This is a genomic window from Streptomyces sp. NPDC025784, assembly GCF_055558435.1.
Genome location: NZ_JBVHMN010000012.1, coordinates 123,515 through 149,104 on the forward strand (window position 1 = coordinate 123,515; position 25,590 = coordinate 149,104).

Here is a 25,590-nt window from a genome sequence, read left to right on the forward strand (position 1 = left end):
TGGATTCAACGGGGTTGTGGGGTCTTGTGGGTGTGCGGCGACCACGGTGTCGCCGCACCGGTGTACGTGCGTCGGGAGCGGCCCTCAGGGGCCGCGGTGACACGGAACTGCGTGAACGTGGCGGCACCGGCATGACCCGCGCCCACCGGGGCCAGCGCGAAGAGCCCGAGCAGGGCCCCGACCCAGCGCCAGGGCGTGGCGGCGAAGACCTGTCCCGAGGACTCCCGGCCGTCGCCCACGTCGTACGAGAAGCGGCAGCGGGCGCCCGCGCCGATCTCGATCCACAGCCGGGCCCGTCCTTCGGGTGCCACCCGGGAGTGCGCGGCGTCGCGCTCGTGCTCGGCGGCCGGCTCGGCGAACCGGTGCACGAGCCGCACCGATCCGTCGGCCTCCCGCTGGAGCCCGATCCAGCCGAACGCGTCCCCGAGCACGGCGAGTCCGGCCCGGGCGCCCGGCTCCTCGCTGTCGAGCCGCAGCCCGACCTCGACGCAGGCTGCGCCGCCGGGCAGCCGCTGGGTGAGCACGTGCGGCAGTCTGCGCAGGTCGTGCGCGTCGGCCGTGCGCACACAGCTCAGCCGCAGCCCGTCCCCGGAGTGCTGGGTGGCCCAGCCGTCCTGCGGGTTGGCCGTCCACTGCCACTGGCGCCCGAAGCGGCCCCCGGGGAAGTCGTCGTCCGTGGCGGGGGCGGACGGCGGCTGCGGCGGCAGAGCGGGCTTCCGGTGCACCTCGACCGGCGCTCCCCTGTCGCCGATCACCGGCCAGGCTCCGCCGGCCGGGGTGCCGTCCTCCTCCCAGCGCATCGGCTGCAGGTGGACGACCCGCCCGTAGGGGCCGCGCTGCTGGAAGTGCACGAACCAGTCCTCGCCGCCGCCGGTGCGCACCCAGCCGCCCTGGTGCGGGCCGTTGACGTCGGTGTCGCCCTGCTCCAGGACGACTCGCTCCTCGTACGGACCGAAGAAGCCGCGTGAGCGGAAGACGCCCTGCCAGCCGGTCTCCACTCCCCCGGCGGGCGCGAAGATCCAGAACCAGCCGTCGTGCCGGTAGAGTTTCGGGCCTTCGAGGGTGAACCAGCCGGGGATCCGGTCGGCGTCGACGACGACCTTCCCCTCGTCGAGCAGACCCGTGCCGTCGGGGCGCATGCGGTGACCCGTGAGCCTGTTCTTGATGCCCGAACGGGACTTGGCCCACGCGTGCACGAGATAGGCCTCGCCGGTCTCCTCGTCCCACAGCGGACAGGCGTCGATGAGCCCCTTGCCCTCCTTGACCAGGTGCGGACGGGTCCAAGGACCCCGGATCTCGGGGGCGTTGACCTGGAAGACACCGTGGTCGGGGTCGCCCCAGAAGATCCAGAAGCGGTCGTCGTGGTGCCGCAGCGACGGGGCCCACACCCCGCAGTCGTGCCGGGGGGTGCGGAAGCCCGCCGCGGGCTCCAGGCGGGGCAGGGCGTGTCCGACGAGCGTCCAGTTGACCAGGTCGCGGGAGTGCAGCAGCGGCAGCCCCGGAGCACGGCCGAAACTGGAGGCGGTGAGGTAGAAGTCGTCGCCGACCCGCAGGATGTCGGGGTCGGACCAGTCGGCGTCCAGGACGGGGTTGCGGTAGGTCCCGTCACCGAGGTCGGCGGAGGGCAGGGCCATCAGGGACTCACCGCCTTGCGGACGAGCGCTGCGGCCTCGGCCCGGTCGAGCCGGCCGTCGGCGACGACGGTGACGATCCGCCGCACGACCGTGTCACCGGCGGCGACGGGCAGCCGCTCCTCGTGGGCGAGCGAGGAACCCACCCCCGGGTACTCGGCGGCGCGCACGAACCACGGGTCGTGGCGCGTCGCCGTGGTGGCGCCGGCGAAGACGAGCGTCCAGGTGGCGCCCGCGAGGGCGAGCCAGTCGGCGCGCCGGCCGTGCACCGCGGTCACGCCCTCGGCGTCGGCGGTGAACACCCGTGGTGCCTCGGCCTCCTTGCGGGCGCGCCAGAAGAAGCCGCCGTAGGCCGCGCCGGGCCGCCCGTTGGTGGCCGGACTGCCGATGGACAGCGTGCCCCGCGTGGTGTTCGTCAGCGAGAAGGTGAAGTCCAGCGCCCAGGCGGACCCGGTCAGTGCGGTGGTCGCCACCGTGCGCCGCTCGCGCAGCAGTTCGCCGCCCGCGGCCACCCAGCGCAGTTCCTCGACGAAGCCGTCGGGGTCGCGCAGCTGGAAGGCGGTGTGCCGCTGAGCGCCGTGGTTGTCGAGTTCGGTGGGGCCCCGGTCGCGGACATAGGTGCGCCCGCCCCAGAAGTTGTGCCCCTCGACGTCGGGTACGGCGACACCGACGCCGAGGTGGTGGGCGTGGTCGGCGGGGCACAGCTCGGTGACGGCGGTGCCGGCCAGCGTGGTGACGGGGTGCAGGTACGGGCGCGGCGACAGCCGGGCGGGCAGTGCGGGCCGGGTGAGATAGCGGCCGACGGGGCGGCCCGCCACGCGCAGGACCAGCGACTCCTCGTTCATCCGGTGCTCACCTCCTTCGGCGGCGCCCAGACGGCGCCCAGCTCGGAGTAGAGGGCGAGGGTGTCGGCGGCCGCCGCGACCAGGCCGTCGACGCCGCGCACGACCCGGCGGTTCTCACCGGGCACCCGGGTCCAGCTGTCCGCGGGCAGGGCGCGGGGATCGGGCGCCTGTCGAATCGCTTCAACGACCTTCATGAAGGCACCCGTCGACTCGGGTGTGACCAGCAGGTCCGTGCCGTCCGTCAGATGGGCGACCAGGTTCTCCAGCAGGTCCGTCCGGCCGAAGTCGGTCTCCTCGGGGCCGTGCCCGGAGCGCTGCACGAGAACGCGGTCCTGCTTGTACCAGAAGGTGATCCGCCCGGCGCTGCCGTGCACCACGACGTACGGCTCGTCGGGGCGTTCGGCGCACAGGGTCGCGGCCACGGTGATCCGGCCGCCGGCCGTGGTGACGCGCACGCACGAGGTGTCGTCGGACTCGATGTCGTTGGCGCGCAGCAGCTCGGTCTCGATCCCGGCGACGTCCTCGGCGCGGGTGGCACCGTCGAGGGCGAGCGCCGTGGCGACGGCGTGGGCGAGGGGGTTCGTCAGCACGCCGTCGACGACGTCCACACCGTTCAGGCGGCGCTTGCCCGCCCACGGCGCACGCCGGTAGTACGCCTCGTCCCGTGCCCACGCTCCGGCCCCGCCGATCCCGAGCACCCGGCCGATCGCACCCGCGGCGATCAGTTCCCGGACGGCGGGCACGGCGTGCGAGCCGAGCGACTGGAAGCCGATCTGGCAGGCGACGCCGGCCGCGGCGACCCCGTCGGCCATCCTGCGGAACTCCGCGTACGAGGGGGCGGGCGGCTTCTCCAGCAGCAGGTGCACGCCCTTGCCCGCGGCGGTCAGCGCCAGGTCGGTGTGGGTGGGGATGGGGGTGCAGATCACGGCGATCGCCGCGCGGGTGGAGTCGAGGAGGGCGCCGAAGTCGGCGGACTGCTGGACCTGCCGGCCGTCCAGCTCCGCGTCCGTGAGCGGGGTCAGCTCGCAGATCCCGGCGAGCCGTACGAGGCCCTTGTCCTGAAGACGGCGGATGTTGCGCAGGTGCCAGTCGCCGTGGCCGCGGGCGCCGGCGAGGACGACGGGCAGCGGCAGGTCCCGGGCGGGCGGGCTCGTCGGCCCGCCGGCGGCGGACGCCCGAGGCTGGTGGCTCATCCCTTCACCGCCCCCGCGCTGAATCCTGTGATCAGCCACTTCTGGATGAAGGCGAAGACGATGACGACGGGGACGGCGGCGATGATGCCGCCGGCGGCGAGCGCGCCGAGGTCGACGCTGTCCGAGCTCATCAGGGTGTTGAGGCCGACCGGGATGGTCTGCTTGCCCTGGTCGCTGAGGAACATCAGGGCGAACAGGAAGTGGTTCCAGGCGTGCACGAAGGCGAAGGAGCCGACGGCGATCAGGCCGGGCCGCAGCAGCGGGAGCACGACGATCCGGAAGGCCTTGAAGCGGTCGCAGCCGTCGACCCAGGCGGCCTCCTCCAGGGAGTAGGGCACGTTCCTGATGAACCCGCTGATGAGGATCATCGACAGCGGCAGCTGGAAGACCGTCTCGGCGATGATGACGCTGCCCAGCGAGTTGATCATCTGGAGCTTGGCGAAGATCTGGAAGAGCGGCACGAGGAGCAGCGCCCCCGGCACGAACTGGGAGCACAGCAGCGCCAGCATGAAGCCGCGCTTGATCCTGAAGTCGAAGCGGGCGAGGGCGTATCCGCCGGCGAGGGCGACGACGGTCGTCAGCACCAGGGTGGCGAGCGCGATGAGCACGCTGTTCTGGAAGTAGGTCCCGAAGCTGCGCTCGGTCCACACCTTGTCGAAGTGGTCGAAGGTCATGGGCCACGGCACGAGCGAGGTGGAGCCGGCCGGGCGGAGCGCGAACAGCAGGATCCAGTAGAAGGGGACGAGGGTGAAGAGCAGGTAGACCGACAGCGGGAGGTAGATCTGCCAGCGGGGCACCTCGTCCCAGGCCCGCCCCGTCCTCCGTACGGCCGGCCGGGGTTCGTCGGCCACCGGTGCGGGTGCGGCCGGAGCGATCGTCCCGGCGTCCTTGGTGATCACTTGTCCCCGCCTCCGAACTTGCTCAGTCGCAGGTAGACGATCGAGCAGAAGAGCAGAATCACGAACGCGACCGTGGTCAGGGCCGACGCGTAGCCGAAGTTGTGGGCGTCGACACTGGTGTTCGCGATGTAGAGCGGCAGTGTCGTCGTCTCGCCCGCGGGGCCTCCGCCGGTCAGCGTGTAGAGCAGGTCGACGTTGTTGAACTCCCACACCGCGCGCAGCAGTGTGGACAGGACGATGGCGTCCTTGAGGTGCGGCAGTGTGATGTGCAGGAACTGCCGGACCCGGCCCGCGCCGTCGACCTCGGCGGCCTCGTACAGATCCTTGGAGACGGACTGGAGGTCGGCGAGGATGAGGATCGCGAAGAACGGCACGCCGCGCCACAGATCGGCGACCACCGCGGCCGGGAAGACGGTGGAGGTGTCGGAGAGCCAGCTGGTGCCGTACTGTCCGATGCCCGCGTCGGCGAGGTAACGGGTGATGCCCGTCTGGGAGTTGTAGAGCAGCACCCAGATCGCGGAGGTCAGCACGCCCGAGACGGCCCACGGCGAGAAGACCAGCGCGCGGCCGACCGCCCGTCCCACGAAGGTCTGGTTGACGATCAGCGCGAGCGCGAGGCCGAACAGCAGCTGCAGGCCCACCTCGACGACGACCCACTTGGCGCTGAAGGTCAGCGTGTCCCAGAACTGGGGGTCGTCGGTGAAGGCGTGCACGAAGTTGTCGAAGCCCGCGTAGCCGTTGCGCCAGGGCTTGGTGGGGTTGTAGTTCTGCAGGCTGTAGTAGAAGACGCTGATGACGGGGTAGGCGATGAAGCCCAGCATCAGCAGCGCCGCCGGGGCGATCAGCAGATACGGGAGCCTGCGCGGCGTCGCGGAGGCACGGCGTCGCCGGGCCGGCGCGGGCGGTTTCGCCACGGCTGCGGCTTGGGCCATGACTGTTCTCCGTTCGCTTGCGGTGGGTCTGTTCGGTAGGTGCGACCGGTCGTTCACGGACTGTGCAGGAAGCGCTTGCTGCATGCATCTGGTTGAAGCGCTTCGCGGATCTCGTTCGGGATGTCGGCCGTGCGGCCGTGCGGACGTGCGGTCCGGGGACCCCGGGTGTGGTCCGGGGACCCCGGGTGCGGATCGGGGTCCCCGGGTGCGGGACGGGCATCCCCGCGCCCGCTCGGGGTCACCCGGCGTACGGGTCCGGCACCTTCCCCGGCCTGGCCAGGAACTCGAAGTCGCAGCCGGTGTCGGCCTGTGTGATCTGGTCGTTGTAGAGCGCGCCGTAACCGCGCTCGTACCGGGCGGGCGGCGGCGTCCAGCGCGCCCTGCGGTTCTCCAGCTCCTCGTCGTCCACGTGGAGCCGAAGGGTGCGGGCCTCGACGTCGAGGGTGATCGTGTCACCGCTGCGCACCAGGGCGAGCGGCCCGCCGACGTACGACTCGGGCGCCACGTGCAGCACGCACGCGCCGTAACTGGTGCCGCTCATCCGGGCGTCGGAGATCCGCACCATGTCCCGGACGCCCTGCTTCAGCAGGTGGTCGGGGATGGGCAGCATCCCGTACTCGGGCATGCCCGGGCCGCCCTTGGGGCCGGCGTTGCGCAGCACCAGCACGCTGTCGGCCGTGATGCCGAGCCCGGGGTCGTTGATGGTGCGCTGCATGGTCCGGTAGTCGTCGAACACGACCGCGGGACCGGTGTGCTTGAGCAGGTGCGGTTCGGCGGCGATGTGCTTGATGACGGCACCGTCGGGGCAGAGGTTGCCGCGCAGCACGGCGACCCCTCCCTCCGACGCGACCGGGTTGTCGCGGGTGCGGATGACGTCGTCGTTTTGCACACGTGCGCCGTCGAGCTGTTCGCGCATGCTGTCGTACGACACGGTCGGCCGGTCGAGGTGCAGCAGGTCGGTGATCCGCGACAGGAACCCGGGCAGGCCGCCGGCGAAGTGGAAGTCCTCCATCAGGTACTTCTGTCCGCCGGGCCGGACGTCGGCGAGCACCGGCACGGTCCGCGCGATGCGGTCGAAGTCGTCGAGGGTGAGGGGAACGCCGGCCCGGCCTGCCATGGCGATCAGATGGATCACGGCGTTGGTGGAGCCGCCGAGGCCGAGGACGCAGGTCACCGCGTCCGCGAAGGCGTCGGCCGTCAGGATGTCGGACAACTTGCGGTCCTTGCGGACGAGTTCGACGATCCTGAGCCCGGACGCGGCGGCCATCCGGTCGTGTCCGGAGTCGACTGCGGGGATGCTCGACGCGCCGGGCACGGTGACGCCGAGGGCCTCGGCGGCGGCGGTGAGCGTGGACGCCGTCCCCATGGTCATGCAGTGCCCCGGTGACCTGGCGAGCCCGCTCTCCAGTTCGCTCATCTCGCAGTCCCCGATGAGCCCGGCTCGCTTGTCGTCCCAGTACTTCCACATGTCCGTGCCGGAGCCGAGGACCTCGTCGCGCCAGTGCCCGGGAAGCATCGGCCCGGCAGGCACGAACACGGTCGGCAGATCGACGGAGGCCGCGCCCATCAGCAGGGCGGGAGTCGACTTGTCGCAGCCGCCCATCAGCACCGCGCCGTCGACCGGGTACGACCGCAGCAGTTCCTCGGTCTCCATCGCGAGCATGTTGCGGTAGAGCATCGGGGTCGGCTTCTGGAAGGTCTCGCTGAGCGTCGACACCGGGAATTCGAGCGGGAACCCGCCGGCCTGCCACACACCGCGTTTCACGGCCTGCGCGCGGTCGCGCAGGTGCACGTGGCAGGGGTTGATGTCGCTCCAGGTGTTGAGGATGGCGACGACCGGCTTGCCGAGGTGCTCCTCGGGCAGATAGCCGAGCTGCCGCGTCCGGGCCCGGTGGCTGAACGAGCGGAGCCCGTCCGTGCCGTACCACTGGTGGCTTCTGAGGTCCTCCGGGCGCTTCATATGGACCACCCCGCGGCGATGGCCGCCACTTCCGCGCGCTCGGGTCCGGGCAGCGGCTTGCTCGGCGGGCGGACGTCACGGCGGCACAGGCCGAGCGAGGCCAGCGCCTCCTTGACCACGGTGACGTTGTTCGCCGAGCCGTTGGCCGCGCGGAGCTCCTCGAAGCGGCGGATCTGTTCCCAGACCTTCATGGCGGCCGGATAGTCCCCGGCTCGAAGCGCTTCGATCATGTTCAGGGAGACCGCGGGGGCGACGTTGACGAGCCCCGAGGTGAAGCCGGTGGCACCGGCCGAGAAGTACGAGGGTGCGTAGGGCTCGGCGAGTCCGGCCACCCAGACGAAGCGTTCGAGTCCGGCGTCCCGCGCGAAGGCGGCGAAGCGCGCGGCGTCCGGCACGGCGTACTTCACCCCGACGACGTTCGGGCAGACGTCGGCGAGTTCGGCCAGGCGCGCACCCTCCAGCAGCGGGTTGCGGAGGTAGGGGACGACGCCGAGTTCCGGCACGGCCTCGGCGATGGCCCGGTGGTAGTCGACCCAGCCGCCCTCCGAGACGTACGGGTGCACCGGCTGATGGACCATCACCATCTGCGCGCCGAGTTCCCGTGCGTGCCGCGCCGAGGCGATCGCGGTGGGCACGTCGTGTCCGACGCCGACGAGGACGGCGGCCCGGTCCCCCGCCTCCTCGACGGTCAGCTCGGTGACGAGTTGCCGCTCCTCGGGCGTCAGCGCGTAGAACTCCCCCGTGTTGCCGTTCGGCGTCAGGGTTCTGACTCCGCCGTCGAGCAGCCGACGCAGCAGGGCCCGGTGAGTGTCGCGGTCGATCGTGCCGTCCTCGGCGAACGGGGTCACGGGGATCGCCACGACCTCGGCGAGCGCCGCCCGCTGGGTCTCGTACGTCGCTGTCATTCCTGTCCATCCTCTTCCTGGCCCTGGGGGAAGGCCCGTTGCACGAACGACGCGATGTGGGCGTGCAGCGCCCCGGCCGCGCCGTCGGCGTCACCGTCGAGAGCGAGCCGCAGGATCTCCCGGTGCTCGCTGGCCTCGCGTTCCCAGGACGGGTTCGCGGCCCAGGCGACCGTGGAGACCAGGGCGGCCTGGTCGCGCACCTCGTCGAGCATCCGGCCGAGCAGCGGATTGCCGCAGGGCACGTACAAGGCGCGGTGGAACTCCCGGTTGGCGAGCGAGCGTTCGGCGGTGTCGGCGGCCCCGTCGGCGCGGGTCAGCGCGTCCCGCGCGGCGTCGAGGGAGGCCCCACGGCGCACCGCCCGGCGCAGCGCCTCCGGTTCGAGGAGCAGCCGCACGTCGTACACCTCGCGCGCCATGTCCGCATCCACCATGCGCACCGTGACGCCCTTGTACTGGCTCATCACGACAAGACCGGTACCGGCCAGTGTCTTGAGCGCCTCGCGCACCGGTGTCTTCGACACCCCGAACTGCGCGGCGAGCTCGGTCTCGACCAGGGCCTGTCCGGGCGTCAACTGCCCGGTGAGGATGCGGTGTTTGATCCCCTCCAGCACGAATTGCGTGCGGGACGGAATCGGGGTGGGCACAGAGGTCATGCGCGCCTCTCGGATCTCACGTGTCGGATCGCGTGTATCGGATCTCGCGTATCGCGTCTCATATATGACGTACGAAGTACGACGCGATGAAGGTAAGAGCGGTGCCGTGTTTCGTCAACGCTTCGGACAAAAGAAGTTGGGGTGACCGGCGGGCCGGGGGGAGGTGCCCGGCGAGTCGGGGGCGCGGCGCACGGGCTGTTCAGGAGTGCCACGTCGCGGCCGGACCAACCGTTGCGCACGAGGTGTTCAGGGGTGCGCGTCCCGGCCGGACTCGCCGTTGCGCACGAGGTGTTCAGAGGTGCGGCTTCGAGGCGGAACGGCCGGCGTGCGGTCAGAAGGCTCGGGTGCCGCCCTCGCGGGCGGTCGCGGTCCGGCCGCCGAAGGCGTCCGCGGCGCGCGTGGTCGCCGTCTGCGGCGTCAGCGTCGGCCCCACGTGGGTGACGAGCAACTCGCCGACCCCGGCCCGCCGGGCGACCGCGCCGGCGTCCTCCGGCGTGAGGTGCACCGGGCGTTCGCTTTCGCCATGCCGGTCGATGTCCGCCTCGCACAGGAACAGGTCCGCGCCGGAGGCGAGTTCGTCGAGCCCGGGGCACGGCCCGCTGTCTCCGGAATAGGCGAGGACGCTGCCGCCGCACTCGGCCCGCAGCCCGTAGGCCTCGACGTCGTGCACGACGGCCCTGGTCCGCAGCACCAGGTCGCCCACGCGCTCCTCGTGGCCGTCGTACAGGGTCCTGAAGTCGAACACCCCGGCCATGAAGCCGATATCGGGCTGCCCGAAGAAGCCGGCGAGCCGCCGTGCGAGATCCGGCGGCCCGTACACGGGCAGGGGCGCGGGAAGCGTGAGTCCTCCGTGGGCGAACCCGTACAGGGCGGCCGTCAGGTCGGCGTAGTGATCGGCGTGCAGATGCGAGACCCATATCGCGTCCAGCCGAGTCGGATCCGTGTGCCTCTGCAATTCGGCGAAGGTGCCGGGCCCCGCGTCGACCCACACCTCGGCGCCCCCGCCCCGGAGCAGATGGCCGGAACAGGGACGGCCGGGCTGCGGGTGCGGGGATGCGGTGCCGAGGACCGTGAGGGCGATGGCCATGCGGGGAGCGTACGCGCGGCCCGCGCCGCGGGGCCCAGCATGTCCCCCGGGACCGCCGCACGCGGGCGCGCCAGGCCTTCCGGTCGGGGTCGCGGGCGCGCTACGCCTTCCAGCCGGGGTCGCGGCCGCTCAGCCCGAGCACCCGGTCGAGGAGCGGCGCGTCGTCGGGCACCGGCACCACGGGACCGAAGATGCCCCCGCCCCTGCTCGGGTCCTCGGCCGCGGCGGCGAGGAACCCGTACGACGCCTGGAGGGCGACGGGGTCAGGGTCGTACGCCTGGCCGGTGGCGCGGGCGAGGTCCCAGCCGTGCACCACCAGTTCGTCGGCGACGACGGCGGCGGCCACCGCGCCCGGCAGCGGCACTCCGCCCGCCCGGGTCCCGCCCGTCCAGGCCGCCGGGTCCCGCCAGGCCTCGGCGAGCTCGTCGAGCGCCTTCGGCAGGGTCTCCCGCCAGCCGGCCGCGATGTCCGGCAGCGAGGTGTCGGGGCTGGTGTCCGTCGTGGGACCCAGTTCCTTGCGGCCCGCGTCGCGGAAGGCCACGGACAGTCCGGCCAGATGTCCCAGCATGGTGTGCACCGGGTACCTCGGACAGGGCGTCTCGTTGTCGAGCTGCCCGTCCATCACGCCCTCCGCGAGCCGCGCCACGATCAGGGCCTGCGGCCCGAGGTCGAACATCTCGACGCTCATCCACTTCTCCTCAGCATTCGAGTCCACTGAAGGGTGGACCGGAGTCGCGCCCGGAACTCATCGGCGGCGCGCCGGTCCGGCCCGCGCAGGCCGGACCCTAGGGCGATCGCCCGATGCCCGGGGTGCCGCCTTAGAACCACGATCACCGGCCATGACATGGACAGTGACCCGAGTGCTGAGCGACCGCAACGCGGCGCTGTACCTCTCCGGAGCGGTGATCTCCGGTTTCGGATCGTCGGCGATGTGGCTGGTCTGCGGTATCTGGGTCAAGGACCTGACCGGCTCGGACGGCCTGGCGGCCCTGTGCGTCTTCACGCTGTGGGCCCCGACGCTGATCGGCCCCGCGCTCGGCACCCTCGCCGACCGCACCCGCCGCAGACCGCTCCTGATCACCTCGAACCTGGCCCTCGCCGCGCTGCTGCCCCTGCTGCTCGCCGTGGACGCGCCGGACCGCCTGTGGGTCCTGTTCGCGGTGCTCCTGGTCTACGGCGCGACGGGGGTCGTGCACGACGCGGCCGAGTCCGCCCTGCTCGCCTCCGCGGTCGGCACCCCGCTCCTCGGCGACTTCAACGGTCTGCGCATGGCGGTCAACGAGGGCATGAAGCTGGTCGCCCCGCTCACCGGGGCGGGCCTGTACGCGGCGTACGGGGGCGCACCGGTCGCGCTGCTGGACGCGGTGACGTTCGCCGCGGCGGCGGGCGTGTTCGCGCTGCTGCGCGTCCATGAGATCCCGCCGCCCAGGGGGACGACGGAGGGGTGGCGGGCCCGCACGGCGCTGGGCGCGCGTGCCCTGTGGCGCCACGGCGATCTGCGGACCCTGGTCGTGGCCGGGGGCACGACCATGCTCTTCGCGGGGCTCAACGGCGCGACGGTCTACGCCGTGGCCGAGGGGCTGGGGCACTCCCCCGCGTACGTGGGCGTGCTGTACGTCGCCCAGGGCGTCGGTTCCGTCGCCGTCGGGCTGGCCTCCGGGCCGCTCCTGCGCCGTCTGGGCGAACGGCGGTTCGCCGGGTACGGGATCGCGCTCACCGCCGTCGCGGTCGCGTTGCGCGCGGTCCCCTCCGACGCCGTGGTGCTCGGCTCGTGCGTCGCCGTCGGCGTCGGGCTGCCGTGCGTCCTGGTCGCGGCGTACACCGCGATCCAGCGGGAGACTCCCGGTCATCTGCTCGGCCGTGTCACCGCGACGGCGGGCACGTTGCTGTACGCGCCCAACGCCGTGGGGCTGGCCGTCGGTGCCGGGCTGGTCGAGCTGGTCGACCACCGGGTGCTGCTGGTGGCGCTGGGGGTCGCCCGCCTGGTCACGGTGGGGCCGTTGCTGCGGCGGTCCGGGGCGCCGGTGCCGGGGTAGGACCGGGTGGCTCGCCCCTGCCGCCTCTGTCCGTCCCGCCTCCCCTGGCGGCTGCCGCCCCGGACGCCCGCATCGGCCTGACCGGCCTCGCCCTCAAGCGCCGGACGGGCTGGGACGAGCCGGCCCGCCCCCGGACGCCGGAGCCTCTGCGGCGCTGCCCCTAGATCAGCCCCGCCAGGGCCTCCCGTACCGCGGCCAGGTCCGCGTCCGACGCCAGCCCGGCGTGGTAGAGGCGGAGTTCGGTCGCGCCGAGCGCCGCCGCCCGCTCCGCGTCCGCGGCGAGCGTCCCCGGGTGTCCGCCCATCCCCGACACGACGGTGAAGTTGGCGGCCAGCACGCTCTCCCGGCCGGGCGGGCGGGCCTCGGCGAAGGGAGTGAGCAGCCCCGCGCCGCCGGTGCACGGGACGACCACCCCGTCCGCCACGGACAGGATGCGTGCGGGATCCACACCGACGTTCGCGCCGCAGTGGTAGGACACCGGGTCCGCGTGCAGCAGCACCTGGAACCTGTCGGGCGCCGCGGCCCGCACCGCCGCGACCGCCGCCTCCTGGAGTTCCCCGGCGACCGCGTCGCGCCACGCGCGCGTGCCCGCCGCCGCCTGAGCTCCGAGCAGCTTCTCGACCCCGGCCCAGCCGCCGTCCGACGGCGCGCCTCGCCATACCGCGTCCAGCGCCTCCCGTACGGCGGACGGCAGCCGCCGTGCGTCGAGGCCCTGTCCGGCGTAGCCGTCGAGGCATGCCGGACAGAAGCACAGCGACATCAGGTACTGGCCGGCGTCGCCGAGCGCCACCCCGCCGATCTTGTCGTGTGCGTGCAGGTGGGCCAGCCCGTACCAGCCCAGCGACTCCAGCTCCGTGCCGTGCGCTCCGGGGCGCACGGCGGCCTCCGCGGCGAGGTCGACGAGGTAGGCCCGCGTCGCGGGCTGCGCGATGCACGGGGCCCAGGGGTAGCGGTCGCCGTACGCGTTGACCACGGACGTCGACGGATGGTCCGCTCCCATACGGGAGTTGTGCGCGAGGACCACCCATGTGTGGACCTCCAGGCCGGCGTCGGCGAGCTCGGCGGCGGCCGTCCCGAACGCGTCCCCGGGCGCCCAGTCGCCGGCCGCGTACGGGCGCGGGATGCGCCCCCGCCAGCGCGCGTCGTCCGCCGGGTACAGCACGGCCGCGTGCGAGGCGGTGACGACGCGGTGCCGGGGATGCCGGGGCGTCAGGGCCCGCGTGGAGTGGTAGGCGGAGGCGAGCGTGACCTGCCGGACGCCGAGTCCGGCCGTGCGCGCGGCGGCCTCCGGGTCTCCGTTGACGTCCCACGGGTAGAGGAAGGCGGACGTCTTCACAGGCCCCCCTCCAGCAGCGCGTGGCCGCGCTCGATCAGCTGTGCCAGCTGCTTGACGTGGTCCTCGGCCGGTTCGTGCAGCGGCGGCCGTACCTCGCCCACGTCCAGGCCCCGCAGCCGTACGCCCGCCTTGACGAGTGCGACGGCGTAGCCCCGGCCCAGGGCCCGCAGGTCGACGAAGGGTCGGTAGAAGCCGTCGAGCAGCCGGTTCACCGTCTCGTCGTCCCCGGTGTTCAGCGCGCGGTGGAAGGCCTGCGCGATCTCGGGGGCGAAGCAGAACACCGCGGACGAGTAGAGCGTGATGCCCACGCCCCGGTAGGCGAGCCCGGTCAGCTCCGCCGTCGGCAGTCCGTTGAAGTACAGGAAGTCGCCCGGGACCTCGGTGCGCACGGCGCTCACGATGCGCTGCATCAGATCGAGGTCGCCGAGCCCGTCCTTGAAGCCGATGATGCCGTCCGTGCGGGCCAGTTCGACGACGGTCTCCGGCGTGAAGACGGCGTTGTCGCGCTGGTAGACGACGATGTCGAGCGAGGTGGCGGCGGCGATCTCGCGGTAGTGCCGCAGCAGTCCCTCCTGGCCGGCCACGACGAGGTAGGGCGGCATGGCGAGCAGCCCGTCGGCCCCGGCGGCCTCCGCCAGCCGCGCGTAGCGGACGGCCAGCGCGGTCCCGTATCCGGCGCCCGCGACGACGGGCACGCGTCCCGCGGCCGCCTCCACCGCCGCCCGTACGCACGCCTCGAACTCCTCCGGCGTGAGCGCGTGGAACTCACCCGTGCCGCAGCAGGCGAAGACGGCCGCGGCTCCGGCCTCGACACCGCGCCGCACGTGTTCGCGGTAGACGTCGAGGTCGACGGAGCCGTCGGGGCCGTACGCGGTGACGGGGAAGAACAACGGCCCGCTCGGGATACTCAGTCGAGCGGCGAGAGGGGCTGAGGTCACGGGCTCTCCCTAGACAAGTGCTCACCGGTGCACGTTTCTGATCCACGTCTATATTTCTGAACGCGCCCACGCTAATTCGCGACCTCGGGACGGGTCAAGCGCGCAAACCCGCAACACCGCAGCGGATTCGCCACCTCCGCGCGACACTTGACGGGGCAGGTCGGCACTCCCTAGCGTGTCCACGGATGTGAATGTCGTACATGAATACGGCCGCCCGTCGTGGCACATCGCCCCGCACCGAGGAGACACCCGCATGCCCGCTCCCCGCACCGTTCTGCTCACCGGCGCCGCCGGCGGACTCGGCACCCTGATGCGGGGACTGCTGCCGGAGTACGGCTACGAGCTGCGCCTCCTCGACCTGCTGCCCGTCGAGGGCGAGCCGGGCGCGATCACCGCGGACCTCTCCGACCGGGCGGCGCTGCGCGAGGCGGTCCGGGGTGTCGACGCGATCATCCACCTCGCGGGCATCTCCCTGGAAGCCTCCTTCGACAAGATCCTCAAGGCGAACATCGAGGGGACGTACAACCTGTACGAGGCGGCGCGCGAAGAGGGCGTACGCCGGATCGTGTTCGCCTCCTCCAACCACGCGGTGGGATTCACCCCGCGCCCCCAGGGCGAGGACCCGCTCATCCCGATCGACACCCCGCGCCGCCCCGACACCTTCTACGGACTGTCCAAGTCGTTCGGCGAGGACCTCGCGCAGTTCTACTGGGACAAGCACGGCCTGGAGACCGTCTCGGTGCGGATCGGCTCCTGCTTCGCCGAGCCGACGAGCGTACGCATGCTCTCCGTCTGGATGAGCCCCGAGGACGGGGCCCGCCTCTTCCACGCGGCACTGACCGCCGAGGACGTGCGGCACACCGTCGTCTACGGCTCGTCCGCCAACACCCGCCTGTGGTGGGACCTGTCGACCGCGCGGGCAATGGGCTACGAGCCGCGGGACGACTCCGAGCCGTACGCGGAGAAGCTGATCGCCGAGCAGGGCGAGCTCGACCCGGACAACCCGGACCACGCCCACCTGGGCGGCCACTTCACCACCCGCCCGCCGATCTGGCCGTACTGACAGCGGCTCGGCACAGCGGCACAGCGGCACAGGACGACGACCCGGGAGCGGGCGGGCACCGAACGGGCCCGCCCGCTCCCGCGTTCGGGCACGCACCCTGCCCGATCTCCCCACGACCCCCGCTCCGCCCCAGGTCCGCCGCGGGCAGCGGTCGCGCGAAACGGGCACGACCGGGCACCATCGGGCACGCAACAGACCTGGTCAGTGGCGAAAACCCGCTGTAGAACTTCCCTCAAGGGCCCGCCGGGCCCGAACGGGCAGTGTGCGACGGAGCGCGAGGGAGCGGGTGACGGCCATGACGGCGATGACGGCGGAGGAACGGCAGCGCGAGATCGTCCGGGCCGCACGCCGCGCGGGCTCGGTCGACGTCACCGCCCTCGCCGCCGAACTGGGCGTCGCCAAGGAGACCGTGCGGCGCGATCTGCGCACCCTGGAGGACCACGGTCTGGTGCGCCGCACCCACGGCGGCGCCTATCCCGTGGAGAGCGCCGGCTTCGAGACCACACTCGCCTTCCGCACCACGAGCCATGTGCCCGAGAAGCGCAGGATCGCGGCCGCGGCGGCCGAGCTGCTCGGGGACGCCGAGACCGTGTTCGTCGACGAGGGCTTCACCCCGCAGCTCATCGCCGAGGCACTGCCCAGGGACCGGCCGCTGACGGTGGTCACCGCGTCCCTGGCCACGGCCGGCGCGCTCGCCGAGGCGGACCACACCAGCGTCCTGCTGCTCGGTGGCCGGGTCCGTCCCGGGACGCTCGCGACCGTGGACCACTGGACGACGAAGATGCTCGCCGGCTTCGTCATCGACCTCGCCTACATCGGTGCGAACGGCATCTCCCGCGAGCACGGCCTCACCACCCCCGACCCGGCGGTCAGCGAGGTCAAGGCGCAGGCGATCCGGGCCTCCCGGCGCACCGTCTTCGCGGGCGTGCACACCAAGTTCGGCGCGGTCAGCTTCTGCCGGTTCGCCGACGTCAGCGCCCTGGAGGCGATCGTCACCAGCACGCTGCTCCCGGCGTCCGAGGCGCACCGCTACTCCCTGCAAGGCCCTCAGGTCATCCGAGTCTGAGAACCCAACTCACCCGCCCTCCCCTCCTCTCGTCACATCCAGAAACCCAACCGACCCTCCCCAGGGGCCCGTCCGCGCCCGGCCGCGCCCCTTATCTCCCCATACGTCCAGGAGTGATCCATGCGAACCCCGAGCCGACGGAGGCCGCGCGCACTGCTCGCCGCGGTCGCCGCAGGGACGCTGCTCACCCCGCTGCTCTCCGGCTGCTGGACCGGAGCGGGTGGCGCGGGCTCCGGAGGCAACTCCATCAACGTCCTGATGGTCAACAACCCTCAGATGGTGGAGCTCCAGAAGCTCACCAAGGCGCACTTCACCGAAGAGACCGGCATCAAGGTGAACTTCACCGTGCTGCCGGAGAACGACGTGCGCGACAAGATCAGCCAGGACTTCGCCAACCAGGCGGGCCAGTACGACGTCGCCACGCTGAGCAACTACGAGATACCGATCTATGCCAGGAACGGCTGGCTGCACGAGATGGACTCGTACGTGCGCGACGACGGCGCGTACGACGAGCAGGACATCCTGAAGCCGATGCGGCAGTCCCTGACGGCCGACGACGGCAAGCTCTACGGGCAGCCGTTCTACGGCGAGTCGTCCTTCCTGATGTACCGCAAGGACGTGTTCGCGAAGAAGGGGCTCACGATGCCCGCGCACCCCACCTGGGAACAGGTGGGCGAACTGGCCGCACGGGCCGACGGCGCGGAGTCCGGCATGAAGGGCATCTGTCTGCGCGGCCTGCCCGGCTGGGGCGAGTTGATGGCTCCCCTCACCACCGTCGTGAACACCTTCGGCGGCACCTGGTTCGACAAGGACTGGAAGGCGCGCCTCGACTCCCCCGAGTTCGAGAAGGCGACCAAGTTCTATGTGAACCTCGTCCGCGAGCACGGCGAGTCGGGCGCGGCCCAGTCCGGATTCGCCGAGTGCCTCAACAACATGACGCAGGGCAAGACGGCCATGTGGTACGACGCCACGTCGGCGGCCGGCCTGCTGGAGGCGGCCGACTCCCCGGTCAAGGGCAAGCTCGGCTACGTCCCGGCACCGGTCGAGAAGACCGACTCCTCCGGCTGGCTCTACACCTGGGCCTGGGGCATGCAGAAGGCCTCCCACAACTCCGACAAGGCCTGGAAGTTCATCTCCTGGGCGTCCAGCAAGCGGTACGAGCAGCTGGTCGGGGACACCACCGGCTGGTCCAACGTCCCGGCGGGCAAGCGCGCCTCGACCTACACGAACGCCGCCTACCGCAAGGAGGCCGCCGCCTTCCAGGACATGACCCGCGAGGCCATCGAAGGGGCCCGGCCGCGCGACCCCGGGGTGCAGCCGCGTCCCGCGCCCGGCATCCAGTTCGTCGGCATCCCCGAGTTCACCGACCTCGGCACCAAGGTCTCGCAGGAGATCAGCGCGGCCATCGCCGGACGCCAGTCCGTCGACTCGGCCCTGAGCAAGTCCCAGAAGCTCGCCGAGAAGATCGCCAAGGAGTACGAGGGACGATGACCGCCACGACGACGGCCCCCGTGGCCGCGACACCCGTACGCACCTTGCGCAGGCCGTCCTCCCGGCTGCGCGCCTGGGCCACCCGCGCCCCGCTGCTGCCCGCCCTGATCTTCATGATCGCCGTGACCCAGCTGCCCTTCGTGGCCACGCTGGTGATCTCCTTCTTCGACTGGAACGCCCTCTACCCGAAGGCCCGGCACTTCACCGGCCTCGGCAACTACTCCGACGTCCTGACCGACGCCGACCTGCGGCACTCGGTCTGGACGACGATCGTGCTGACCGTCACCGTGGTACTGGTCAGCCTGGTCGTGGGCCTCGGCCTCGCCCTGCTCCTGGACCGCAGGTTCCGGGGCCGCGGCATCGTCCGCACCCTGTTGATCGCGCCCTTCCTGGTGGTCCCGGTGGCGGCGGCGCTGCTCTGGAAGCACGTGCTCTACAACCCCGAGTACGGCCTGCTCAACGGGCTCCTGCACATCGTGGGCGGCCCCCAGCCGGACTGGATCTCGGACACCCCGCTGCTGGCGGTCGAGGCCTCCCTGGTCTGGCAGTGGACGCCGTTCATGATGCTGATCCTGCTGGCCGGGCTGCAGAGCCGCGACCATCAGCAGATCGAGGCCGCGCGGGTGGACGGTGCGAGCGACTGGCAGATCTTCCGCCACCTCACCCTCCCCCACCTGCGCCGCTATCTCGAACTGGGCGCGCTCCTGGGGTCGATCTACATCGTGCAGAACTTCGACGCGGTCTTCACCCTCACCTCCGGCGGTCTGGGCACCGCGAACCTGCCCTACACCGTCTACCAGAGCTTCTACCAGGCCCACGAGAACGGCCTCGCGTCGGCCGCGGGCGTCCTGGTCGTCATCGGCTCGATCATCATCGCGACCTTCGCCCTGCGCGTGGTGTCGTCCCTGTTCCGCGAGGAGGTGTCCCGCGCATGAGCGCCACCGCCGTACCCGAACGATCCCGCCGCACCCGCGGTCCCCGCAGCACCGTCCGCGCCCGGGGTGCGGGCCTGGGCCTGGTGGCCTGGCTGGCCGGAGTCGTCTTCTTCCTGCCCATCGCGTGGATGGCCCTGACGTCCTTCCACTCGGAGTCGGACGCCGCGACCAACCCGCCCTCCCTGGGCGCCGCGCTCACCCTGGACGGCTACCGCGAGTTCTTCGGCACCGGAGGCGGTGCGAGCCCGTGGCCCGCGCTGGTCAACTCCACGGTGGCGTCGGTGGTCTCCACCCTCTGCGTCCTGCTGCTGGCCCTGCCGGCCGCGTACGCGCTGTCCGTCCGGCCGGTGCGGAAGTGGACCGACGTCCTGTTCTTCTTCCTGTCGACGAAGATGCTGCCGGTGGTCGCGGGCCTCCTGCCGATCTACCTCTTCGCGAAGAACACCGGGATGCTGGACAACATCTGGCTCCTGGTCATCCTCTACACCTCCATGAACCTGCCGATCGCGGTGTGGATGATGCAGTCCTTCCTCGCCGAGGTGCCGGTCGCGGTGATCGAGGCCGCGCAGATCGACGGCGCCAGGCTGCCGACGGTCCTGGCCCGCGTGGTCGCCCCGATCGCCCTGCCCGGCATCGCCGCGACGGCACTCATCTGCTTCATCTTCAGCTGGAACGAGCTGCTCTTCGCCCGGGTGCTCACGGGGGTGGTCGCGGAGACCGCGCCCGTCTTCCTGACCGGCTTCATCACCAGCCAGGGGCTGTTCCTGGCGAAGGTGTGCGCCGCGTCGCTCGTCATCTCCCTGCCGGTGCTCGCCGCGGGGTTCGCCGCCCAGGACAAGCTGGTCCAGGGCCTGTCGTTGGGAGCCGTGAAATGAAGGCCGCCGTCATCGAGTCCGTGGGCAAGGCCGCCGTCGCCGAGGTCCCGGACCCGACGCCAGGCCCCCGCGAGGTCGTCGTCGAGGTCGCCGCCTGCGGCCTGTGCGGCACCGACCTGCACATCCTCCAGGGCGAGTTCGCGCCCCGACTGCCCATCGTGCCCGGGCACGAGTTCGCGGGCGAGGTGGTCGGCGTGGGCAGCCGCGTCACGGAGCTCGCGGTCGGCGACCGGGTGGCGGTGGACCCCTCCCTGTACTGCTACGAGTGCCGGTACTGCCGCGCGGGCCACAACAACCTGTGCGAGCGATGGGCGGCGATCGGCGTCACGACGGCGGGCGGCGCCGCCCAGTACGCGGTGGCGCCCGTGGCCAACTGCGTGAAGCTGCCCGAGCACGTCCGCACCGAGGACGCCGCCCTCGTCGAGCCGCTCTCCTGCGCGGTCCGCGGCTACGACGTCCTGAACGCCCGTCTCGGCGCCCATGTGCTCGTCTACGGCTCCGGCACGATGGGCCTGATGATGCTGGAGCTCGCCAAGCGCACGGGCGCGGCGAGCGTGGACGTGGTGGACGTGAATCCGCAACGGCTGGTCACGGCCCGGCAGCTGGGCGTGTCGGCGGCCGCGGCGGGGGCCGACGAACTGGACCGCCCGCAGGGCTGGGACGTGGTGATCGACGCGACGGGCAACGCGGCGGCGATCCAGGACGGCCTGGACCGGGTGGCGAAGGCGGGCACCTTCCTCCAGTTCGGCGTGGCCGACTACGCGACCCGGGTCACCATCGACCCCTACCGCATCTACAACCAGGAGATCACCATCACCGGATCGATGGCGGTGCTGCACAGCTTCGAACGGGCCGCGGAACTGTTCGCCACGGGGGTGCTCGACCCGGACGTGTTCATCAGCGACCGGCTGCCGCTGACGAGCTACCCGCAGGCGCTGGAGCAGTTCGCGAAGGGAGTGGGGCGCAAGATCGTCGTGGTTCCGTAGCCGCCCTCTTGCGGGGCTGACGGGACCGACGGGACTCACGGGACCGACGGGGCCGCTGGAATCATTCCTTGGGTAAGGGAACGGTAAAGCGGCCCCGCTCGTTATCCCCGGCATGACAGCTATGACCCCCGGCTCGAACATCCCTCTCCCCGTCTCCCGCGTGACGGTGGACGTCACCGCCCCGGTGCGGCTCGACGTTTCGGGCCTGCTGCTCACCGCCGACGGCAAGGTGCGCTCCGACGACGACTTCATCTTCTACAACCAGCCCGCGGGCCCCGGTGTGACCTACCGCTCCGGCGGCGGCACCGCCCCGGACGCGATCACGGTCGACACGACCGCGGTCCCCCCGGGCATCGAGAAGATCGTCGTCACGGCCAGCCCGGACGCGGCGGGCCAGACCTTCCAGGGCATCGAGCCCACCGCCACCGTGCGCAATGCGGACGACAACGCGGTCCTGGCCACCTTCACCCCGCCCCGCCTGGGCACGGAGACGGCCCTGGTGGTCATGGAGATCTACCTGCGCAACGGCGCCTGGAAGGCCCGGGCGGTCGGCCAGGGCTATGCGAACGGCCTGGCGGGCATCGCCACCGACTTCGGCGTGACCGTGGAGGAACCGGCACCGGCCCCCGCGCAGCCCATCGCCCCGCCGCCCGTCACCCCGCCGGCCCCGCCGCTGGACCCCCGGACGGCCGCCGCCCCGCCCGCCCCGGCCGCTCCCCCGGCTCCGCCCACCGCCGCACCCGGCACCGGAAAGATCAATCTCGACAAGGGCCGGGTCAGCCTCCAGAAGAACCAGACCGTCTCCCTGGTCAAGGGCGGCCGTCCGCTCCTCTCCCAGGTCAAGATGGGCCTCGGCTGGGAGCCCGCGTACCGCGGCAAGGACATCGACCTGGACGCCTCGGTCATCGCGTACGGCCCCCAGCGCAACCACATCGACAGCTGCTACTTCGGCAAGCTCTCCATCGTGAACGGCGCGATCAAGCACTCGGGTGACAACCTCACGGGCGAGGGCGGGGGCGACGACGAGGTGATCGTCGTGGACCTCGGCCGCCTGCCCCAGGAGGTCACCGGCCTGGTCTTCACGGTGAACTCCTTCTCCGGCCAGAAGTTCACCGAGGTCGCCAAGGCCTACTGCCGTCTCCTCGACGCCGCCACGGGCGAGGAACTGGTCCGCTTCGACCTCACCAACGCCGAGGCCCAGACCGGCGTCATGATGGCCAAGCTGATCAAGCAGTTCTCCGGCGAGTGGGAGATGACGGCCATGGGCGACTTCGTCAAGTCCCGTACGGTCCGCGGCATGGTGAAGCCGGCGGCCCAGGCACTCTGACCCACCCCCGGCCACGCCCGCCAGGGCAGCGCGCGGGCACATCCGGGAAACACAAGTCGTAGACGGCGGTGGTGACTTCGGGTCACCACCGCCGTGGTTCACATCCCGGACGGTTCGTCCTGCGCAATGCCCTTCCTTGTCCTAGTCTGCTTCAGTCCGTGCGCTCCACGGAGTCACCACCGTGGTGACAACCGCCGCAGGCACCGGACGGGGGGGTAGATGGATCCCGCTGCCATTGGCGCTCGTCTCGCGTCAAGCGTTGTCGCACCGCTGATCAGGAAACTGTTCGTGGCCGAGGGACCCGGAGCGGGACTGATCGACAGACCGGTACGCATCTCCGGCCTCGTCTCGTTCACCGGCGAGAAGCGCGTCCTGTCCGAAGTCGACCTGCACAAGATCGCCAAGGAGCTGGTCGGACGCGCGGCGCAGTCGACAGGCGTGGCGGAGCGGCTCCCCTCGTACGAACTGCGGGCCGTGGCCCACGCGGTCGCCGATTCACTGCGCGCCATGGACAGCATCGACATGGACGACGTGCAGGCCGTCCAACTCGGCCACACGGCGCTGGCGCAGCATCTGCGGGCGCAGAGCCCGTCCGCCACGCTCGGCCTGTCGAGCGACGCCGTCTACCTCTATGTGAGCGTGCTCGACACGGCCTGTCTGCACATCGTGCACTTCTTCACCCAGAGGTCGGCCTTCGTCGCCCGCACCCTGGTGGAGCAGAGCCGGCGGATCGACGAACTGTCGGCCAAGATCGATGTCTTGATCGCGCGGACCCCGTCGCCCGCCGACGCCCCGTTCGAGGAACGCTACGCCCAGTACATCGCCTCCAAACACGGCAAGCTCACCATCTTCGGCCTCGATCTGTCCGAGTCACCGGGCACCTGGCCGCTGGATGCCGCGTATCTGAGCCTGGACGCGGTGGGTGACACGACCAACCCGATGCTCCTCCCCGCCGACCAGGTGCTCGCGGGCCGCAACCGGGTCCTGCTGCGCGGGGTGGCCGGTTCCGGCAAGACGACGCTGGTGCAGTGGCTGGCCGTGTCCACCGCGCAGAAGGACCTCGACGAACGGCTGCTGTACCTGTACGGACTCGTGCCCTTCGTCCTGCCACTGCGCACGCTGACCCGGGGCGGTCAGGCCCTGCCCACACCCGACGAGTTCCTGTCCGAGGTGGGCTGCCCGATCGCGAGCCTCCAGCCGACGGGGTGGTTCGACCGCGTGCTGCGGTCGGGGCGCGGCCTCATCCTCGTCGACGGTATCGACGAGATCCCGGAGAGCGAACGCCAAGAAGCGCGCCGCTGGCTCCAGGACCTGGTCGGCTCCTATCCCAGCAACCGGTGGCTGGTCACGTCGAGGCCGTCGGCGGTGCGCGAAGACTGGCTGGTCGGGGACGACTTCGCCGAGCTGGACCTGGCCTCGATGAGCCGGGACAACGTGATCGAGTTCGTCAAACGCTGGCACAAGGCCGCCGGTACCGGCGACCAGTACGCACAGGACCTGCTGCGTGCGATCCGCGCGAAACAGGATCTGGGGCGGCTCGCCACCAACCCTCTGATGTGCGCGCTGATCTGCGCCCTGCATCAGGATCGGCGCGGCTATCTGCCTGACGGCCGCAAGGAGATCTACGACGCCGCCCTGTCCATGCTGCTGGCCCGTCGCGACCGTGAACGGGGGATCTACAAGCCCGGCACCATACGCATCGGCGAGGCCCATCACGTCCAGCTGCTCCAGAAACTGGCGTACTGGATGATCCGCAACGGGCGATCGGAGATGGACCGGTCCGATGCTGTCCGTCTTCTGGCGCACGCCCTGCCGTCGATGCCGCAGATCGCCGGGCAGGGCACCGCTGACGACATCTACCGCCACCTGCTGATCCGCAGTGGCCTGCTGCGTGAGCCGACCGAGGGCTCGATGGACTTCATCCACCGCACTTTCCAGGACTACCTGGGTGCCAAGGCCGCGGTGGAGGGCCTCGACTTCGATTTCCTGATCCAGCACGCCCATCTCGACCAGTGGGAGGACGTCATCCGGATGTCGGTCGCCCACGCAAGGATGTCGGAGCGCGCGCGTCTGCTCACCGGGCTCGTGGAGCGCGGCGACGGCTCGGAGGCGGAGGGCCGCCGGCTGCATCTGCTGGCCGCGGCCTGTCTGGAGCACGCCACGGAGCTGGACCCGGCGGTGCGGGCCGAGGTGCAGCGACGCGCGGCGGACCTGATCCCGCCGCAGTCGGCTGAACAGGCGCGCGCCCTCGCCGACGTCGGCCCGGTGGTCCTGGATCTGCTTCCCGGACCGGAGGGACTGACGCCGGACGAGGCGTACTTCACCGTTCTGACCGCTACACGGATCGGCACGGACCCCGCGATCCCCGTGCTGGCCGCGTACGGGGAGCTGCTCGACATCCGGGTCCGCGCCGAACTGGCCCGGGTCTGGAGCCGGTTCGACTGCGACCGCTACGGCGAGGAGGTCATCGCGCACCTGAGTGACGAGTACCTGTACTTTCCCGTCTCCAGCCCCGACGAACTGCGGGCGCTGCGGAGCTTCGGCGGACGGCCCCACATCAAGATCTCGGGCCCGTTCACCCCGGAGGCGTTCCTGCGCGCGTGCGATCCGGGCAGTCTCCGCGACCTGTGGGTGGAGGTCGATCCTGGGTGCACCTGGGAGTGGCTGGGCGAGTTCCCCCGACTGGCCACCGTGTACTTCGAGGTGCCGGTCTCCGGCACGGACACGCTTCCACGGTCCGTACGAGTCCTCGACGAACCGCTCGGTCCGCCACCCGACCCGTCGGCAGCGGGCGACGGTGGCGCGCAGCCGTGGGTCGGTCGGCCGCGTCCGGCTTCGGGGCTCTAGGGACGCAGGCCCTCCGTCAGCAGGGACAGGTAGCGCCGGATGTGCTTGCCTTCGCCGTTCGCCAGTTCCGACGCCGTGGCGACGCCGTGGGCCAGGCGCAGGATGTCGATCGACTCCACGTCGGCGCGCAGGGTGCCCTCCCGCTGGGCCGCGCCGACCAGGCGGCCCGCGGCCCCTTTCACCGAGTTGCCGCAGGCCGTGACCACGGCGGAGCTGCCGTCGGTGACCGCCGATCCGAGGAGCGCCTTGAGGCCGCGGACCTGGATCATGCCTTCGCTCAGTTCGTTCAGCCACTCCACCAGCGCCGCGCCGGGCGGGAGTTCGGCGGCGAGAGCGTCGGCGCGGGCCGCGATCTCCTCGATGCGGTCGACGTACACGGCCTCCAACAGCGCCTGCCGGTTGGGGAAGTGCCGGTACAGCGTCCCGGACCCGACGCCGGCGCGTTTGGCGATGTCGTCGAGGGACGCGTTCTCCCCGTGCTCGGCGAAGGCGAGCGCGGCCTCCTTCAGCAGTCGCTCGTAGTTCCGCCGCGCGTCCGCCCGCATCGGCTTGACCTGCGCCATTCAGATACTCCTTGCCAACCGG

The 25,590-nt window shown here is 71.5% G+C and carries 22 protein-coding genes; 9 read left to right on the forward strand and 13 right to left on the reverse strand.

The window, feature by feature from the left end; genetic code table 11:
- Positions 1-5: 5 nt before the first annotated feature.
- The 10 genes from ACZ4IF_RS26320 to ACZ4IF_RS26365 all read right to left on the reverse strand — a co-directional run bounded on the left by ACZ4IF_RS26320 (position 6) and on the right by ACZ4IF_RS26365 (position 10,793).
- Positions 6-1,634, reverse strand: a complete 1,629-nt coding sequence (locus ACZ4IF_RS26320; protein WP_467566949.1) for a glycoside hydrolase family 43 protein — start codon at positions 1,632-1,634, stop codon at positions 6-8.
- Positions 1,634-2,476, reverse strand: a complete 843-nt coding sequence (locus tag ACZ4IF_RS26325) for a DUF6807 domain-containing protein (RefSeq protein WP_467566952.1) — start codon at positions 2,474-2,476, stop codon at positions 1,634-1,636. Before ACZ4IF_RS26325 ends, ACZ4IF_RS26320 begins: the two co-directional genes overlap by 1 nt.
- On the reverse strand, positions 2,473-3,669 hold the full coding sequence (locus ACZ4IF_RS26330) for a Gfo/Idh/MocA family protein (RefSeq protein WP_467566955.1): 1,197 nt from the start codon (positions 3,667-3,669) through the stop codon (positions 2,473-2,475). The genes ACZ4IF_RS26325 and ACZ4IF_RS26330 overlap by 4 nt, the downstream gene beginning before the upstream one ends.
- Positions 3,666-4,568 (reverse strand): carbohydrate ABC transporter permease, encoded by a 903-nt coding sequence (locus ACZ4IF_RS26335; protein WP_467566958.1) that lies wholly within the window; start codon positions 4,566-4,568, stop codon positions 3,666-3,668. Before ACZ4IF_RS26335 ends, ACZ4IF_RS26330 begins: the two co-directional genes overlap by 4 nt.
- Positions 4,565-5,500, reverse strand: a complete 936-nt coding sequence (locus ACZ4IF_RS26340; RefSeq protein WP_467566961.1) for a carbohydrate ABC transporter permease — start codon at positions 5,498-5,500, stop codon at positions 4,565-4,567. The genes ACZ4IF_RS26335 and ACZ4IF_RS26340 overlap by 4 nt, the downstream gene beginning before the upstream one ends.
- Before the next feature lie 238 nt (positions 5,501-5,738).
- Positions 5,739-7,460 carry an L-arabinonate dehydratase gene (araD, locus tag ACZ4IF_RS26345; protein ID WP_467566964.1) on the reverse strand — a complete coding sequence of 574 codons (1,722 nt, stop codon included), beginning with the start codon at positions 7,458-7,460 and terminating at the stop codon, positions 5,739-5,741.
- Positions 7,457-8,365 (reverse strand): dihydrodipicolinate synthase family protein, encoded by a 909-nt coding sequence (locus tag ACZ4IF_RS26350; RefSeq protein WP_467566967.1) that lies wholly within the window; start codon positions 8,363-8,365, stop codon positions 7,457-7,459. The genes araD and ACZ4IF_RS26350 overlap by 4 nt, the downstream gene beginning before the upstream one ends.
- The gene (locus ACZ4IF_RS26355) at positions 8,362-9,018 is read right to left on the reverse strand and encodes a GntR family transcriptional regulator (RefSeq protein ID WP_467566970.1); all 657 of its coding nucleotides are present in this window, start codon (positions 9,016-9,018) and stop codon (positions 8,362-8,364) included. The genes ACZ4IF_RS26350 and ACZ4IF_RS26355 overlap by 4 nt, the downstream gene beginning before the upstream one ends.
- 331 nt (positions 9,019-9,349) lie before the next feature.
- Complete coding sequence (locus ACZ4IF_RS26360) at positions 9,350-10,105, reverse strand: MBL fold metallo-hydrolase (RefSeq protein ID WP_467566973.1); 756 nt, start codon at positions 10,103-10,105, stop codon at positions 9,350-9,352.
- A gap of 100 nt (positions 10,106-10,205) precedes the next feature.
- Positions 10,206-10,793 carry a TIGR03086 family metal-binding protein gene (locus tag ACZ4IF_RS26365; RefSeq protein WP_467566976.1) on the reverse strand — a complete coding sequence of 196 codons (588 nt, stop codon included), beginning with the start codon at positions 10,791-10,793 and terminating at the stop codon, positions 10,206-10,208.
- A 151-nt stretch (positions 10,794-10,944) separates the two neighbouring features.
- On the opposite strand from ACZ4IF_RS26365, the gene ACZ4IF_RS26370 reads away from it, so the two are divergent.
- Entirely contained in the window at positions 10,945-12,141 is a 1,197-nt protein-coding gene (locus tag ACZ4IF_RS26370) for an MFS transporter (protein ID WP_467566979.1), read from the forward strand.
- A gap of 160 nt (positions 12,142-12,301) precedes the next feature.
- Here ACZ4IF_RS26370 and ACZ4IF_RS26375 read toward each other — a convergent pair whose 3' ends face one another.
- Together ACZ4IF_RS26375 and ACZ4IF_RS26380 are read right to left on the reverse strand one after the other, a co-directional pair.
- Positions 12,302-13,477, reverse strand: a complete 1,176-nt coding sequence (locus ACZ4IF_RS26375) for a hypothetical protein (RefSeq protein ID WP_467566981.1) — start codon at positions 13,475-13,477, stop codon at positions 12,302-12,304.
- The gene (locus tag ACZ4IF_RS26380; protein ID WP_467566984.1) at positions 13,474-14,415 is read right to left on the reverse strand and encodes a 5-dehydro-4-deoxyglucarate dehydratase; all 942 of its coding nucleotides are present in this window, start codon (positions 14,413-14,415) and stop codon (positions 13,474-13,476) included. The genes ACZ4IF_RS26375 and ACZ4IF_RS26380 overlap by 4 nt, the downstream gene beginning before the upstream one ends.
- A 253-nt stretch (positions 14,416-14,668) precedes the next feature.
- On the opposite strand from ACZ4IF_RS26380, the gene ACZ4IF_RS26385 reads away from it, so the two are divergent.
- From ACZ4IF_RS26385 to ACZ4IF_RS26420, 8 genes are all read left to right on the forward strand, one after another.
- Positions 14,669-15,478 carry an NAD-dependent epimerase/dehydratase family protein gene (locus tag ACZ4IF_RS26385; protein ID WP_467566987.1) on the forward strand — a complete coding sequence of 270 codons (810 nt, stop codon included), beginning with the start codon at positions 14,669-14,671 and terminating at the stop codon, positions 15,476-15,478.
- Positions 15,479-15,773: 295 nt separating this feature from the next.
- Complete coding sequence (locus ACZ4IF_RS26390) at positions 15,774-16,544, forward strand: DeoR/GlpR family DNA-binding transcription regulator (protein ID WP_467566991.1); 771 nt, start codon at positions 15,774-15,776, stop codon at positions 16,542-16,544.
- A 120-nt stretch (positions 16,545-16,664) separates the two neighbouring features.
- Positions 16,665-18,035, forward strand: a complete 1,371-nt coding sequence (locus ACZ4IF_RS26395; RefSeq protein WP_467566994.1) for an ABC transporter substrate-binding protein — start codon at positions 16,665-16,667, stop codon at positions 18,033-18,035.
- Complete coding sequence (locus ACZ4IF_RS26400) at positions 18,032-18,970, forward strand: carbohydrate ABC transporter permease (protein ID WP_467566998.1); 939 nt, start codon at positions 18,032-18,034, stop codon at positions 18,968-18,970. The genes ACZ4IF_RS26395 and ACZ4IF_RS26400 overlap by 4 nt, the downstream gene beginning before the upstream one ends.
- Entirely contained in the window at positions 18,967-19,845 is an 879-nt protein-coding gene (locus tag ACZ4IF_RS26405) for a carbohydrate ABC transporter permease (RefSeq protein ID WP_359499438.1), read from the forward strand. Before ACZ4IF_RS26400 ends, ACZ4IF_RS26405 begins: the two co-directional genes overlap by 4 nt.
- Positions 19,842-20,831, forward strand: coding sequence for a zinc-dependent alcohol dehydrogenase family protein (locus ACZ4IF_RS26410; RefSeq protein ID WP_467567002.1), 990 nt, complete (start codon positions 19,842-19,844; stop codon positions 20,829-20,831). The genes ACZ4IF_RS26405 and ACZ4IF_RS26410 overlap by 4 nt, the downstream gene beginning before the upstream one ends.
- Before the next feature lie 121 nt (positions 20,832-20,952).
- On the forward strand, positions 20,953-22,158 hold the full coding sequence (locus tag ACZ4IF_RS26415) for a TerD family protein (protein ID WP_467567273.1): 1,206 nt from the start codon (positions 20,953-20,955) through the stop codon (positions 22,156-22,158).
- 219 nt (positions 22,159-22,377) lie between these two features.
- Complete coding sequence (locus tag ACZ4IF_RS26420) at positions 22,378-25,005, forward strand: NACHT domain-containing protein (protein ID WP_467567005.1); 2,628 nt, start codon at positions 22,378-22,380, stop codon at positions 25,003-25,005.
- On the opposite strand, the gene ACZ4IF_RS26425 is transcribed toward ACZ4IF_RS26420, so the two are convergent.
- Complete coding sequence (locus ACZ4IF_RS26425) at positions 25,002-25,568, reverse strand: TetR/AcrR family transcriptional regulator (RefSeq protein ID WP_467567008.1); 567 nt, start codon at positions 25,566-25,568, stop codon at positions 25,002-25,004. The genes ACZ4IF_RS26420 and ACZ4IF_RS26425 overlap by 4 nt on opposite strands.
- Between the last annotated feature and the right edge of the window lie 22 nt (positions 25,569-25,590).